General features: G+C 36.8%; 8 protein-coding genes. 3 read left to right on the top strand and 5 right to left on the bottom strand.

Translation table 11 applies throughout. From position 1 onward, the window contains the following. Positions 1-98 precede the first annotated feature (98 nt). The 3 genes from B176_RS0104945 (at position 99) to B176_RS0104935 (ending at position 6267) form a co-directional block, all read left to right on the top strand. Entirely contained in the window at positions 99-1916 is a 1818-nt protein-coding gene (locus B176_RS0104945; RefSeq protein ID WP_040540055.1) for an RICIN domain-containing protein, read from the top strand. A gap of 162 nt (positions 1917-2078) precedes the next feature. Beyond that, positions 2079-4466 (top strand): alpha-L-rhamnosidase-related protein, encoded by a 2388-nt coding sequence (locus B176_RS0104940; RefSeq protein WP_051129994.1) that lies wholly within the window; start codon positions 2079-2081, stop codon positions 4464-4466. A gap of 4 nt (positions 4467-4470) precedes the next feature. After that, positions 4471-6267 carry an FG-GAP-like repeat-containing protein gene (locus B176_RS0104935; RefSeq protein WP_017257674.1) on the top strand — a complete coding sequence of 599 codons (1797 nt, stop codon included), beginning with the start codon at positions 4471-4473 and terminating at the stop codon, positions 6265-6267. Between the two features lie 123 nt (positions 6268-6390). Here the strand turns inward: B176_RS0104935 and B176_RS0104930 are convergent, their stop codons facing one another. The 5 genes from B176_RS0104930 to B176_RS0104910 form a co-directional block, all read right to left on the bottom strand. Continuing rightward, positions 6391-7590 carry a prolipoprotein diacylglyceryl transferase gene (locus B176_RS0104930; RefSeq protein ID WP_017257673.1) on the bottom strand — a complete coding sequence of 400 codons (1200 nt, stop codon included), beginning with the start codon at positions 7588-7590 and terminating at the stop codon, positions 6391-6393. 253 nt (positions 7591-7843) lie between these two features. Next, a complete protein-coding gene (locus B176_RS0104925; protein ID WP_017257672.1) occupies positions 7844-8281 on the bottom strand; it encodes a hypothetical protein in 438 nt (145 codons plus the stop codon). 54 nt (positions 8282-8335) lie between these two features. Beyond that, positions 8336-11383: a SusC/RagA family TonB-linked outer membrane protein gene (locus tag B176_RS0104920; protein ID WP_017257671.1), complete on the bottom strand. Its 3048-nt coding sequence runs from the start codon at positions 11381-11383 to the stop codon at positions 8336-8338. A 33-nt stretch (positions 11384-11416) separates the two neighbouring features. Further along, the gene (locus tag B176_RS0104915; protein ID WP_237739798.1) at positions 11417-13111 is read right to left on the bottom strand and encodes a RagB/SusD family nutrient uptake outer membrane protein; all 1695 of its coding nucleotides are present in this window, start codon (positions 13109-13111) and stop codon (positions 11417-11419) included. A gap of 18 nt (positions 13112-13129) precedes the next feature. Further along, positions 13130-16240 (bottom strand): SusC/RagA family TonB-linked outer membrane protein, encoded by a 3111-nt coding sequence (locus B176_RS0104910; protein ID WP_237739797.1) that lies wholly within the window; start codon positions 16238-16240, stop codon positions 13130-13132. Between the last annotated feature and the right edge of the window lie 46 nt (positions 16241-16286).

Here is a 16286-nt window from a genome sequence, read left to right as displayed (position 1 = left end):
ATGCAATGATGAAAAGATTACTTTTTTTGTTCACTGGTATAACACTCTTTATTTGCAGTTGTACCAAAGAATTTTCTAACCCTCCTAGCCCAGGGAGAATGATTAAACAGTTTAAGTTAGAAACTGGGCAATACGGTACTGAAACTTTTGCAATGCAAAACGATCAATACAAGATTAATATTTTGGTTGCCAAAGACGTGAATTTAACTGCTCTTACACCTCAAATTACTATTTCAGATGGCGCAACCGTATCACCTAAATCTGGCGAAAAAATTAATATCTCTACAAATAAATCTATCGATTACACTGTTACAGCTGCAGATGGTAAAGTGAGGGTATGGAAAGTTGACTTTAAAATTATTGATTCCAACATTGAAGATTACGGTGCATACATTATTACAAGTGTTGCTAATAATCAATATTTAGGCATTCAAGGAGATACGCTTTATAACGAGAAATACAAAGATGCCACCCTATTGGAAATAAGTGGTTTTGGAAGTAGCGCTGGAACTGCAAAACACCAAAAATGGCATACCATTTATAAAATCACTGAAAAGGGCATAAAATATTATCAGATCAGAAATCTTTTTAGCGGAAAATTATTAACTGTTCCTGTTAGCTCTACGGCTCCCAATATAGAACTAGGGCAAAGTCAGATTTTAAAGGATAAAGCTAATGACCAACTTTGGAGCATTGAAGAAACAATTGAACCCGGTGTTTACCGAATTATAAACAAGGGAAATGGTATGGCTTTAAGCAACGAGAATATCATTTATCCAAATGGAAAAACAAAAGCGCTACAGCAACCTCTAAATTCGACTTCTATTGGTCAAAAATGGAAGTTGACACCAATTAGCCCAGAAAGTTACCGTGATGATGAAGTGGTGAATTTCTTTAAAAGGATTACAGGATCAGTTGCTTTTGATCAAGGCACAAGCGTTCCCCTAGCTGATGGTCGTGTAATTTGGATTACCCAAGATGCATTCTATCAGGGTTCTTTAACTTCTAATGGACGATTATTTGGAAATCACTTTATATCTTATGGAAACTCTCTGATTATGCAACCTACAGTTTCTGATTGGAGCCCTAGCGCTCCAATGGTTACAGCGGTGGGTGCAAGAAACAATATTGGAAATGTTTTTCCGGTTCAACCTGGCTTAACCTGGAGTTGGCCAGGGGTTGGTGTTCAGATAGGGGATAAAGTATATGTTCAATGTGGAGAAGGTAATGGACTTACAGCGGTAAACCAGTCGTTATATGAGCTTACTCCTAATAGCGGGACACAGTGGACGTTCAAACGTACCACGCCTGCTGGAATGTCTAATCAAGTGGCAATTGGGTATTCCTCTGGAATGGTTAAAGCCGCTGATGGCTATGTATATAGCTATGGAAGCAGTAGCCCTCCGGGGAGTTTTGGATATTCTACCTATCTTCATGTGGCTCGTTTCCCGGTAACAGATCCTCAATCTTGGACTTTTTGGGATGGCTCTGCTTGGGTTAGTACGCCTACAACAAATGTTAATTCTAAAATTGACAACGGTTTAGGAACTAATTCAATCTCTTATGTAAATGGAAAATATATCCATTTAAGCATGGACCAAGGTTATAACTGTGGCGATAATTCCAGAAATATTTATATTTCTACCTCCAGCAGTCCAACCGGCCCATTTACCAACAGAAAAATGGTTCACCATATTACCGAATATTTGAAAGGTTATAATGCGAGGTATTATACTCCAGCTATTCATTCGGAATCTGTAAATGGAAGAAATGAACTTTTAATCACTTATAGTTTAAACTTTGGATCATGTCCACAAAATTCAGACAATAACTCCAAAGAGAGCGATGGCAACTACGATCCTTACTACTATCAAGTAAAAGGGATCAGAATTCCATACGCTGTAATCGGTTTATAGTTTTTTCAGACAGTCGAGGTTGTAATAAATTTAGAACTTCAGGCGAGATTTGAATTTTAGCAACAAACATATTAAACAATGCCCAGTAGGTAGGTACCAATTGGGCATTGTTTTTTCAAAAGTTGACCTTCAATTATATATACAACCATTCAAATATTAGTTATGAGATTTATTTCCACACTATTGCTGTTTTTTTGCTTATTGGCGACCCAGCAAAGCTACTCCCAAACAGATACTTTACGGAATACGCGAGCTTGGAATGCTCAATGGATAGGTTTAAATGCATTCTTTGATTTCGGCGATTATTACGGCGTTTATTGTTACCGTAAAACGGTATCGTTGGGCTCAAAACCATCAAATTTTTATATTCATATCTCAGCAGATAATCACTACAAATTATGGATAAACGGCAACCTTGTTTCAGTTGGTCCTACAGCAGGTGATCTTTTTAACTGGCGATATGAGACAGTAAATATTGCAAAATATCTCGTCGCTGGTAAAAACAGTATAGCGGCACAAGTATGGGAAGAAGCTGAATACCGCCCACATTACCAGAATACGTCAAGGGCTGGTTTTATCTTGCAAGGGAATACAGCAGCTGAAGAAATTATGAATACCAATAATAGCTGGAAGTGCGTACAGGATAAATCTATTAAACCTGTTTACGGATATTTTGTGGCTGTTAATGGCCAAAATGTGAGTATGAATTTAGCTCCTGCAACAGGTTGGAATGCAGGCGATTTTGATGACAGTGCATGGCCTGGTGCTGCAAATTTAGCTCCTGGACAGCTTAAGGGGGCCTATCAACTATCTAAATACATGTTAGTTCCTTCGCTTTTACCTCAGAGAGAACTCACTTTCCAGCCGATCACCGTTGTAAGAAAGTCTTCCGGAATAAGTATACCTCCAGTGGATTCCACCCAAAAATCATTGTCTTTCACCGTACCCGCCAACACAAAAGCCATAATCCTCCTTGACCAAACCTATGAAACCAATGCTTATCCTACAATAAAATTCAGCGGTGGTACAGGAGCGGGAATTTCTTTAGGGTATGCGGAAACACTATATAACCCGGGAACAAATTTCTCCAAGAAAGGTAATCGTAATGATGTAATAGGTAAAGTTTTCAGAGGACTTACTGACACGCTAACTTCGAATGGTAAACCAGGACAATCGTTTACTCCTTTCAACTTCCGTACTTATAGATATATTCAATTAATTGTAGATGCAAAAAGTTCACCAATTACAATTGATAGTCTGTATGGAACTTACACGGCTTACCCCTTCAAACAAAATGCTGTCTTCAATTCAGATGATTCTGAAATAAAAAAGATCCTAGATATAGGATGGCGCACAGTAAGCCTAAATGCTTGGGATACGTATACGGACTGTCCTTATTATGAAAGATTACAGTACATTGGAGATAGCCGGATACAGGCAATGGTTTCCTATTTTAACAGCAATGATGACCTTTTAACCCGTAACACTCTCAATCAAATAGATCAGTCCCGTTTACCGGAGGGAATCACTTTAAGTGTTTCTCCTACTAATGGGACCCAGATTATCCCACCTTATTCATTATTATATATTGGGATGCTGCATGATTATTACATGTATAGGAATGATCATAATTTTATAAAAGACAAATTAGTTGGCACAAGGCTGATACTGGATTTTTTTACTAAATACCAAGGAACAGACGGCTCTGTAGTAAGGCCACCATATTGGAATTATGTGGATGGTCCTATGCCAAGTACAAACAGCGACAGTTGGTTTCTTGCAGTTCCTCCTTATGGTAGCGACGGTTCATCTGCAGTAATTGATATGCAATTATTAGCAGCCTATCAGCAAGCTACAGTATTAGAAAACGCTATAGGGCAATCTAATTTAGCCACTTCTTACGGTCAAAAAATCGCCCAATTAAAACAGACAATTCAGTCAAAATATTATAATTCGGTAAAAAAATTATATGCAGATACAAAAGAGCAAAATTCCTACTCCCAGCATGCAAATGCCATGGCAATACTAACTGGCATCGTCTCTGACTCGAGTAAACTTGAATTTGCGCAGCGCATCGTTGCTAATACTAACAGTTTAACCCAGTGTAACATATACTTTAAATACTATCTTAATGCAGCACTTGTAAAAGCAGGGCTTGGAGAAGATTATATGAATTGGCTGGATGTCTGGCGCAATGCTATTGCAAATGGTCTTACCACCTGGCCAGAAATTGCAGATGTAGTAAATACAAGATCGGATTGCCATGCATGGTCGGCAAGTCCAAATATTGAATTCTACAGAACGGTATTAGGAATAGATACTGATTCCCCTGGTTTCCAAAAAATAAAGATAGAACCGCACTTGGGTGTACTCACTAATGCAAGTGGCTCCATTCCTCATCCTAACGGTACAGTTTCTGTATTTTATGTTTTACAAACAGGTAATACATGGAAAATAAATATTTTATTACCGACAAATACTACAGGCAAATTGCTATGGAAGGGAACATCTTATGAATTAAAAGCTGGAGAAAATCTTTTTGTAATTTAAGCATATGAAACATTTTTCAATAATTGCTACGTTGTTACTATTGTCGGGTTTCTCATGGACCTTTGCCCAACCCCCTGTAATCAATTCATTCACGCCAACGAGTGGCGCTATCAATACTATAGTAACGATAAATGGGACTGGCTTTAATTCAATTCCTGACAGTAATGTTGTGTATTTTGGGTCTATTCATGCTACAGTTAAGTCAGCAAGTTCAACTATGATTAGTGCCACTGTTCCCGCTGGTGCAACTCGTGGTTCTTTAACTGTTATAAATAAAGGTACAAGACTTTTAGCAAAGTCAACTTCTGCTTTTGATATTACCTTTTTGGGCAGCGAATTAGCCTTTAACCCTGTGGTAAGGCTAAATCCAAAAAGCCCTGCCATGAATGTTAAACTTGCCGATATGGACGGAGACGGTAAAGCGGATATACTTGCAACCGCACCGCATTATAACACCCTCATGGTGTTTCGTAATAAGTCTCAAAAAGAAAAAATAGATACTACTTCATTTACCGAGCCATTAACATACCCAACTGGGCCACAAGCTGGGTTTGTTGCTGTAGAGGACTTAGATGGTGACGGTAAATTAGACATCGTTTTACTGAATGTAGGTTTTACTAAAACTGACCTCTCAAATAACTCCTTAAGTTTTTATCGGAACGTGGGAAAGCCGGGGAATATCAACTTGATGCCCGTGGCTGTTTCCGATACCGTTCCTGGCAAACCAGATTATAATTTTATATTGAAGCCAGGTGACAAAGATGCCATTATAGGAGACATTGACGGCGACGGCAAGCCAGATCTAGTAGTTCTAAACAAAAACGGTTTTATAACAATATTTCGTAATACCTACACGCCAGCAAAACCTACTGAGTTTTTCTTTGGCGCTGGAATTACTATACAGGTAGGCATATCGTTGGGCATAATTAAGTTGGGAGACATGGACAATGATGGAAAAACCGACATTGTAATTACTAATGATAACGACCACTCAATTATAACATTACGTAATAATTGTACTGTCGGCCGTATTTTACAATCATCCTTTGTCCAAACAGAATTCCCCTTAAATTTTCGTCCCACAGCAATCAACCTGAAAGATATGGATGGGGATGGAAAATTAGATACCGTACTAGATAAACCTGAAAATAATTCAGTTAGTATTATTCAAAACACTTCCATACCCGGTGATTTGACTGGTAATTTAATAAATATTACTGAGCTAAAAATTAGTCCAGATTTTTATAATGATTTGATGACACAAGATATAAATGGTGATGGTAAACTTGATTTTGTATCGCTTAGCGCTACTCAAGATAGTATTTATTTTTATCCAAATAAGTCAGAACCATTACAACAGATTAGCTCGGCGTATTTTAAGGACAGGATTGACATCCCTATAGTTACAATTCCAGATTGCGTTGCAGACTTAGATGGTGATGGTATTCCCGATATGATTGTAGGTAGTGCTTTTGGCATTGATATTTACCACCATAAAATTAACGACGTACCTACCAGTATCCCGCGTGAGGAAGAGGTCTCTAGTTTAAGTATGACTATCTATCCTAATCCTGCTTCTACTATAACAAATATTAAGTATAATTTGCTCCAAAAATCACAAGTATCCATTACTGTGTATGACAATGTAGGGAGAGTATTACTATCAGCCGATGAACGCTCAAAAACTCCTGGAGACCATATAAAAACTATCGACACTTCTGGACTGAAGGATGGTATATACGTGTTGAAATTAACTACTGACAGTTCTTATAAAACAGGAAAATTACTTATTATCAGGTAAAAAGGATTAAGGTATTTGAAGTTGGTAATTGCAATTTAACAACCACTATCATTAGTAGATTTCAATCGTTTCTCCTAGTGAACGGCCAGAGGTTTTAGTCTCAAATATGCAGAAACCCAAGATTTACTCTTTGTTCTTTTCTTCAATTACCGCTACGTCATGTAAATAATCTCCTGTACGATTTCCTTTAAAAATAATTATTGCTAAACCTAAAACACCACCAACAATGAATATTAAAGCGATAATTTGCGCTTGAGTAATAAACATGCCTAAAAAAATATGTTTAGGATTGACACGGATAAATTCTATAAAAAACCGCTCCAGCCCATTAACGATCAGAAAAAGTGTAAACATAGTGCCAGGAACTTTCATTTGCTTTCTTGACAACCACAGTATAAGAAACGCTGTGAGTATGATTACTGTTTCGTAGAAAGAAGTAGGGTAAACACCCTGTGGCAGAATCATACAGTGCTCGCCATAACATCCAAGGATATATTGACCCTCATTTAAAACATTATGAGGGAACTTGAAAGACCACATCCAATCTGGTAATGTGCTTAAAAACTCTGGCTTGGGGTTATTATTTACAATTCCCCAATCACCATCGCCGGAAAGCTGACAACCAATTCTTCCCACGCCATAAGCGACTAACATACCAGGCGACCCTATATCAGCTAGATGTATAAGCTTCATCCCGTTCCTATATCCAATAACAAGATAAGCTATCGCTCCAAAAATAAAACCACCATAAAATGTAAGTCCAGTGAACGTGGTTAACTCATGCCACGGATTATCTATAAATTGGGGAAACCTTTCTATTAAACTGAAGAGCTTTGATCCTATAAATCCGCAAAAGGCGGCCCAAACAATTAATGTTGGCATCAATTGATAAGGATGAACTTCTTCAACAAGCACTTTTGGTTGTGGAACGCTTTCGCTTTTAGTGCTGAAGTAAGTAATAATTAGAGCAATTATTAAGAACGATAATCCTCCTAACCAACTTCCCTCTAACGAAAAAATAAAACCCGCTGGGTTATACTTAAACAGAGCGTAATTAAAGATTACACCAACTAATTTAAAGCCGATGAAAAAACCCAGGAAACCCCTTAATAGAATATTGGAGTAAAGTGAGAATAGGCTAACAACTGTGGTCTTCAAAAACGGTTTAATGTAACCCTCTTTTTCCTTGCGCTCAAATTCGCTTTGAAATATAAAGTACGGAAATATAAATGCCAAGGCAACAAAAACGCCAAACGTGTAAATTGGAAAGTTAAAACTAAAGCCAAAAAGATATTCGGTAAGCGATGATAAGGTTGGGAACATTGCTAGCTAAATTTAAAGTATTTTAGGTTAGTACACAAAATCGGACTTAGATAAATCTTATAGCAATACTATGTTTACTAATGGAGAAGAATGTTTTATAACAAAACCTTGTTGTCAAATTTGGAACAAAGGACTAACGTTCTCTATTAAGTTTCTTAAAGAACTTAAACCTCTTTTATTTTTGGAGCATTAAATGCAAAGAGGGTATCAGACTTTAACCCGACACCCTCTAAAAAAATCCTTATTTGATTGATTAGTCAAAAACAATCGTATCAAACACTACAGGAATACCACCTAAATTATTTGTTGATAAACTAACAAACGTTATTTCATTAGCTGTCAATACGTCTATTTGTTGGTAGCTTATGTCTACCCCACTAGTTGGTATAGTACGATATAGGGGATAATTGGTCGACCCTCCGTTCCAAGTTATATTCCCTTCAACCGTTATCGGCGAAGGAATAACTACGGCCACATTTGGATTATTATCTGCATAAACATACGCGGTGATTTTATACTCATTAAGAGTCGTGGAAGGATCAGTTTCTCTATGAATTATTACACGCACTTTGTATTCACTTATTTGTTTAAAAGGATTAGTGTAATTTACCGGATCTGCGTTTTTAGCAAAAGATGATACTGAGAATACCATTATCAGTGATAATGTAATAAAATTCATGAGCTTTTTCATTTTTTTAAAGTTTAAAGTAAATTGATTTTATATTAATTAATTTGACAAATTCTGCTACAAACCTATCTGCACCCCTATATTGATTACTCTCTGGTTGAAATAGGCATCTCCAGCAGTAAGAGAACTCACTTCAGGATCTTGTTGGTACAAGGAGTAATTTTTCCAAGTAAATAGGTTATAACCGCTCAAGTAAAATCTCACATTGCTTATTTTAAAAGGCAATAATTTTTCTGGTAATTGATACCCCAACTCTACTGTTTTAAGCCTTACATAAGTAACATCTATCAACCAAAAATCAGAAAGGTAAGATGCTGGACTGTTTATGTTTGTTGGATTGGTGGACAAACGAGGAAAAGTAGCGGTTTCGCTAGTTCCGGGCGTCCATCTTTTTTGGTGGATAGGTTGAAACTGACTTTGAAGCGGTTGGATACCTGTACCCACCAGGCCAAAACTATAACCAGTACTACCCTGAAACAACACGTTTAAACTAAATCCTTTATAGCTACCACCTAGTGTTAGGCCTAACGTAGTTGTAGGCGGAGAATTTGGTTTTCCAATAGCGCCTTGATCATACTGATCAATTACACCATCCTCATTTAAATCTTTATATTTCAAGTCACCTGGTTGGATTACACCACTACTTGGTTTTGCACTGGCGTCAATATCTGCCTGATCTTTATAAAAACCGATGAAAGTGTAACCAAATTGCTGACCTATAGGTCTTCCAGTTTGTGCTAACCAAGGGTATGCTACAGCTGGCTCATCCTGATACAGAACTTTGTTTTTAGCGAATGTAAAAACACCAGATACATTATAATCAACATTTCCTATTTTATTATGATAACCAATTTCTCCGTCAAAACCTTGATTTCTCACTTTTGCGATATTGGTTGGTGAAACTCCAATCCCTACGTTTAATGGTAAAGATTGCGAAACAATCAATTGATCGTACCTTACGTTATTGAAATAATCAAAAGTTAAGTTAAACTTACTATTAAACAAGTTTACATCTAAACCTACGTCAAAAGATCGTTGTTTTTCCCATCCTACGTTAGGATTTCCTAAAGGTCCCTCATATTTTGATGGTGCAAATTTATCTGTTTCCCCAAAAGAATAACCACCTCCATTGAGATATACCTGTTCGTAAAGGTATTGATTGCCCTGCACCTTATCAGATCCTACAAGACCATAAGAAGTTCTTAATTTTAACAGGTCAACAAAAGTGTATTTTTTGAAAAAGTCTTCGTTTGCTATGTTATAACCAATTGAAATAGCAGGGAAAAATCCATATCTTTTATTGGCACCAAACCTATCAGAACCGTTGTAAGCACCAGTTAAATCTAACATGTACTTTTCTTTGTAATTATACCCTGTTCTAAAAGTTACTCCTTTGAAATTTTGAGGAATCCAGTTATAAGGGGTGGTTAGGTTTGCCTTAGTTTTATATGATTCTCTGTTGAACAATAATAAACCGGTTACATGGTGATCTCCAAAATCTCTCACATAATTCAACAACCCCTGAAGGTTGATTCTGCTATTATATTCTCCTTGGTAAGCCCTTAAAGTATAATTACTTAAAGTATAATTAGGCCCATTTAGTGTGTAAGTATCTTTATCGGTATCGTACAGATAAGATGGCGGTGTTCCACGAAACTGTTCTCTAGTATTTGATTCCACACTTGCGTATGCAATCTTAGCAGATAAAGACAGACCCTTGGTTAAATCGTCCAACTTTTGTGTTCCACCAAAAAGGATATTCAAATCATTTCTTCTATCTAAATCATAACCTTGAGTAGCTAAACGGGCATTAATTGTTGGAAGTAATCCTTGGGTATCACTAGCGTAAGCATAACTGCCATCCGGATTAAGAAAAGGCGCAGAGTATGGATGAAGTCTAGAAAAATCATAAATTTCTGAAACTACATTACCAGCAAAAGGTCTATTTATTTGATTAAATCCTCCTCTAACATCTAATCTCAAACTTAAACTTTTAGAAGCCTGTACATCTAAGTTTGATCTTAAATTATAACGACGGTAATAATAGTTAGAGTTTACTTGACTTCTTGGGTCATAAAAATCTCTAACAAGACCATTCTGACTAAAAGCCCCTCCTGCTATAAAGTATTTAATGGTTTTGTCACCACCAGATATATCAATATTTGTATTGTACTGAAAGGTATTTTGTTTAAAAATTCTGTCATACCAATCAATATCTGGATGCCCGTAAGGATCGTCGCCGGTTCTAAAGTGATCCAAATCTGTTTGTGTAAATGGCAATGTTCTACCATCATTCCCATAAGCCTCGTTTACCAAGGTAGCGCTCTCAAAAGAGTTTAAAAAATCTAGCTTATTAGATGGGCTTTGCATACCTGATTCTACTCTGACGCTAATTTTTGGAACACCAGACGCTCCTCTTCTTGTAGTAACTACAAGTACCCCGTTGGCACCTTTGATACCATAAATTGCAGTGGTAGATGCATCTTTTAAAATAGAAACACTTTCAACTTCATTAACGTTTATTTGAGAAAATTGCTCGTACGTAAATTCAATGTCATCTACTATGATTAAAGGCTGGTTACCTTCACTATTTAAAGAACTTACCCCTCTAATATAAAAATCAGAGGCATCTTTTCCAGGTTGCCCTGAACGTTGCTGTGCAATAAAACCTGGTACTTTTCCCTGCAGTGCGTTTTGTAAACTAGAAGTAGGAATATCTCTAATGGCCGCTCCTTTTACTGAACTTACTGAACCCGTATTGGTTATTCTTTTAACAGTACCAAAACCTACCACTACAACTTCGTTCAAGTCTTGCGTACTGGGCCTTAAAATTATTTCTAAAGTCTGACCGTTGGCCACTGTCAACGTCTGTTGTTGATAGCCCACACTGCTAACCGTAACTATGTTTGACGAGCCTTTTAAAGTTAGATCAAACGCTCCGTTACCATCAGTTATTGTGATATTTTGAATTCCTTTTTCAGCTACGGCTACTCCTGGAAGTGGACCACCTGCATCTTTAACTACACCCTTTATACGCGTTTGAGCTACCGCTAAAACGGGGCATATAGCAAGTATAATTAATAAAATATATAAGCTTTTTTTCATCGTCTATTAATTTAATTTTTTGAGAACTTACCGTTACCAGCCTGGATTTTGGACCATATTTTTATTCTTTACAACTTCACTGTAAGGAATTGGTGCGAAATACATTTTCGGCGTAAATACCAATTTTTGCACCGGATCATTTTGATAGGTCAACTTACCTGAAGCTTCTAAATAAATAAGGTTTCCGTGGATCTGTTTATTAAAGGTAATTTCAGCTTCTTTCCATCTTCTCACATCGTAAAATCGGTGTTCCTCAAAAGCAAGCTCTTTTCTTCTTTCGTTATGGATAATTACCCGCATGGAATCTTTGCTTAAACCAGGAGTAAGTTCGGCAGGTACTAAGCCTGCTCTTCTTCTGATAGATTCTACTACGCTATAAACTTCTTGATTTGGCGAATCAAGGTATTCATTGCTCGCCTCCGCAAAATTCAACAGGATTTCAGCATATCGAAACAAAATATTATCGTGGTTTTGATTGTCGTAGGTAGTTTTAGTTTCAAAATTACCCATGAACTTTCGAGCATAATAGCTTGTTCTGGTTTGTTGTTTTACGCCACCTGGCTTATCAAGCCCTCCTTGGTAAGTTTGTACTGGGCGGCTTAACCAAGGTGCTCCATTATACAAAATTGTTGCATAAAACCTTGGGTCTCTAAGTAAATAAGGTTTGGTAGCATCGTAACCAGAAAGTGGCGCTGTTATGGGCAAACCGTTTGCCATACCAAAGGCGTCTACCAATTCTTGAGTTGGACTGGTACGACCGTTGTTTGCAGATGTTGTATAACCTACTGGACCGTTGTTATTTTCTACTCTTGTATTGTTTCCGCCTTGGCGTATAAAAATTCTCTCTGAATTTACCTGAACCAAAAAGACATCCTTAAAGTTGCTCAATAACCCATATACACCCAGATTAATTACATCTTTTGCAGCATCAGCAGCTTTTTTCCAGCGTTGTGCATCGTAGGCTGCATAACCCGTGAGTGGGTTACTAGCATCTACATTTTTACCATTATATAACTGGCTGGCAGCGTACAGCAATACTCTTGATTTTAACGCTAAAGCGGCGCCATTGCTTGGTCTTTCTATAGCATTATTAGCAACTGGGGCTATACGTAAACTATCCTTTATGGCAGCGCACTCGTTTGTTATATAGTTTACACATTCTTCGAAGGTGTTTCTAGGTAAAGAAATATCATCATTCAATTGATATACCTTATCTCCTAAAAGAGGAATCCCACCATATCGTTTAAGTAATTCAAAGTAAAATAATGCTCTAAGAAATTTTGCTTCTGCTTTCCACACCCTGTTAAATGAAGTGCCATTTGCCAAACTACCTTTTAGCGGAACCGCGTCAATATTTGTAATAAAGATATTGGTTTGGCGAATACCAGCATAATAACTGCCCCATTGGTTATCTGGGTAATTACTGGATGAATAGCTTCCGGTAGCTAACTGTTGTATAGATGTGTTGGTAGTGTTGGAGGAAATTGCATCATCCGTTGCAGCATCTAAGTAATCGTCGCCTACTCTGTTGCCCAGTAAAGGTAAATGGGTATAAATATCATATAAGAATTTATTGGCATTTACTCCGGCTGAATCTTGAGGGTTAAATAAATAATCTATTGTTTGCTGTTCAATTGGCACCGTCTCCAATTCGCTTTTACAAGAATAAATCAAAGTAGCCATCACACCTGTGATAAACAATAATTTATAATAGTTCGTTTTCATCATGATCATGTCTAATGGATTTTATAATTTGATATTTACACCTGCGCTAATTGTCCGCTGAATTGGATATGAAGCGTTTCCATAAACCTCTGGGTCAAGTCGTTCATAAGCAGTTTCTGTAAATAAATTTTGGCCGCTCATAAACAGGCGAAGTCCGGCTATCTTTAGTTTTTTAGTGATGTTATATGGCAAAGTATAGCCTAAATCAACGTTTTTGACCCTAAAATACTCGCCAGAATGTGTCCAATAACTTGAATTATTTAAGAAAGGAGTATTGTTGGCATTAAATCCTAATGTTAAACGTGGGTAAGTTGCTGTGGTGGCGGTTTCAGGTGTCCATCTGCCTAACAGGTATTCATAACCTTGGCTCTGCCCACCACTGCCAAAAGAATAATCCGTTTGTTGATAAGTTCTGTTTTTAACGCCCTGCAACAACACACTTACATCAAAACCTTTGACATTAAACCCTAAGGTAGTTCCATAATAAACAACGGGTTTGGTATTACCTAGCGCAGTTTCATCAAATTGATCAATAATTCCATCGGTATTTAAATCAACTAATTTCACATCGCCAGGGTAAACTTTAGTACCCGCTAATAGTGGAGCTTGATCCGCTTCTGCTTGTGTTTGTATTAATCCATTTGCTAAATAGCCAAAAGTTTGTCCAACAGGCATTCCAGTTCTTCTATTCCAGCTATATTTTTGCAACAGCTCGTTCTTGTCAATCACCTCAGTTTTCATGCGAGAAGCATTTGCGGTAATAAAATAATTGAAATTACCCAAATGGTTTTGATAGGTTATGCTTAATTCTTGACCTTGGTAAAGGTTTTTTCCTATGTTCTCATTCGGATAAACCATCCCTATAATCTCGCTGTTTGATCCTCGCTGTTGTAAAAGATCAGAATAAGCATCACGATAAAAATCTACAGTAAAACTTAAGTGCTGGTTAAAAAAAGCACCATCCAGCCCAATATTTAGTTTATTAGCTTTTTCCCAAGTGGCATTAACATTGGCCAACCCTTTTTCTATTAATCCAAAAACGCTGTTATAGCCAGTTCCGGATGGATATGAATTACTTCCATCTTGACCAAAAGCACTTCTCCATGTAAAATAGCCTAAAGCATTTTCATTACTATTACCGGTTTTTCCGTAGGTAGCTCTTAACTTAAGTTGATTAACCCATTTTGCATTGTCTTTAATAAAAGCTTCCTCAGAAATATCCCATCCCAAACCACCTGCATAAAATAATCCGAACTGATTTCCTGGTTGGAACCGATCAAAGCCTGAGTAATTTAGCGCCGCCTCTGCAAAATATTTCTTTTTAAAATTATATTTTGCTGTTGCTGCATAATTGGTGTATTTAAAAGGTAAATCAAATTGATAGGTAGATGTCTGTTGATCTGTAAATAACATTCCACTTAAATTATTATCTCCTATTGTAGTTTCATACCCGATAGCTGCTTGTGCATAAAAAAATTGAGCAGTGGAAGTGCTATTAAAAGAGTTCTGTTGATCAGAGATCAAACCGTATCTCGTAGAAACAAAATCTCCGGAAGAGTTTAACGAAAGATCATAAACTGGTTGGCTCCTAGATCTGTTGATCAAACTTGAGGAAGTTGAAGAAACATTGATTTTGCCTTTAGCGTACAAACCTGGCAACCAATTATCAAATTTATATTTCAGGTCTAAATTAGCGAGTAAATCCCTACTGTTATCTAACAAATAACCAGATCCGGTTGCTTGCTGGTATAAGTTATTGGTATAGTTGGAAGCTCCTCCGTATGTTCCATCATTATTGAATACCGGATAAACATTGTTAGGCGTATTGTATAACTGGCTTAAAATACCTGCTGTAGTTGCGCCAGGCTGACGGCCATCTTGTATACGACCGAATAATTGCAAGCCAATATTAAAATTTTTAGTTGCATCAACATCTATATTTGAGTTGATAAGGTATCTGCTTAGCTCTAAATTAGTTTGGTAACTTAAAGCATCATCAGACTTGAACATGCCTTCTTGGCTTAAATAACCCAACCCTAAAGAGTATCTCGCATTTTTAATCCCACCGTTTACATTTAAACTGTATTTTGTAATGGGATTATTATCCTTTAAAATTTCATCATACCAGTTAACATCTGGATATAATAATGGAGAAGTCTTGTTTTTAAAAGCGTTAAACTCATCTATATTATAAGCCAATGTTCTACCGCTATTTTGCAAAGCTTCATTGTACAAATACGCGTACTGATAGGAATTTAAAGGTTTAGGCGTTTTTAATGCACTTTGCATACCTGTTTGTGCTGTAAAAGAAATTCTTGGTGGACCCACAACTCCTTTCTTGGTAATTACTTCCAATACGCCTCTTGAACTTCTTTGACCTAATAATAAGGTGGACAAAGCGTCTTTCAATACTGTAATAGACTCTATATTTTCAGGGTCTAAAGAGTAAATATCCCTTTGTACACCATCCACAATTGTAACGGGCTGCTGTCCTCTTAAATTGTAAGAAATTTCTGAATTATCACTAATATTTGATGAATATTTCGTTGCTTCATTTGGAAGCCATCCTGCCAAATCTAATCTAGTAATTGGTTGTGTTTTAGCTGTACGAAAACCGCTGTATTGTTCTGTATAAAAACCAGGCAAACGACCAGTTAAGGCATTTAGGTATAAAGATGTTGGTGTAGATTTAATTTGTTGATTATTTACATAGCTAACTGCACCTAATATTTCTTTTGGAGACTGTTCACTATATAGAACCTGTACCTTTTCTGGGCTTGACAGATAACTTACTGTTAGTTTAACAGTAAGTTTGTCTTTTTGAGAAAGGTTTACAGTTTTACTTATAAAATTAGGAGAAACCAATACTATTTGTTTTATACCTTGGCCGGATATAATTAGGTTTCCATTTTCATCTGTAAATCCTATTTCCGAACCTGTAGTTGTGCTTACGCGTACCCCTTGAAGTGGTTTACCAAAATCATCAACTACATTTAATGTAATTTCTTTGGTCGCATTAGCTACAGATGATTCTGTAGAATTAATTACAGGGCTTTGAGCATAGGAGAAACAAATGCTACTGAAAAACAATATCATTCCTAATGTGCCCTTTTTAAAGTAGCAATTCAGCATATTAATCATGTTTAAGATCAATTAGTTTTAGATTTTAGGGAAGTTT

The sequence above is a fragment of the Pedobacter arcticus A12 genome, from assembly GCF_000302595.1.
Classification (GTDB): Bacteria; Bacteroidota; Bacteroidia; order Sphingobacteriales; family Sphingobacteriaceae; genus Pseudopedobacter; species Pseudopedobacter arcticus.
This window is presented reverse-complemented; position numbering and strand designations above follow the sequence as displayed.

Coding starts and splice junctions, on each gene's coding strand:
- B176_RS0104945 (WP_040540055.1), top strand. CDS start 99: ATGATTAAACAGTTTAAGTTAGAAACTGGGCAATACGGTACTGAAACT.
- B176_RS0104940 (WP_051129994.1), top strand. CDS start 2,079: ATGAGATTTATTTCCACACTATTGCTGTTTTTTTGCTTATTGGCGACC.
- B176_RS0104935 (WP_017257674.1), top strand. CDS start 4,471: ATGAAACATTTTTCAATAATTGCTACGTTGTTACTATTGTCGGGTTTC.
- B176_RS0104930 (WP_017257673.1), bottom strand. CDS start 7,590: ATGTTCCCAACCTTATCATCGCTTACCGAATATCTTTTTGGCTTTAGT.
- B176_RS0104925 (WP_017257672.1), bottom strand. CDS start 8,281: ATGAAAAAGCTCATGAATTTTATTACATTATCACTGATAATGGTATTC.
- B176_RS0104920 (WP_017257671.1), bottom strand. CDS start 11,383: ATGAAAAAAAGCTTATATATTTTATTAATTATACTTGCTATATGCCCC.
- B176_RS0104915 (WP_237739798.1), bottom strand. CDS start 13,111: ATGATGAAAACGAACTATTATAAATTATTGTTTATCACAGGTGTGATG.
- B176_RS0104910 (WP_237739797.1), bottom strand. CDS start 16,240: ATGCTGAATTGCTACTTTAAAAAGGGCACATTAGGAATGATATTGTTT.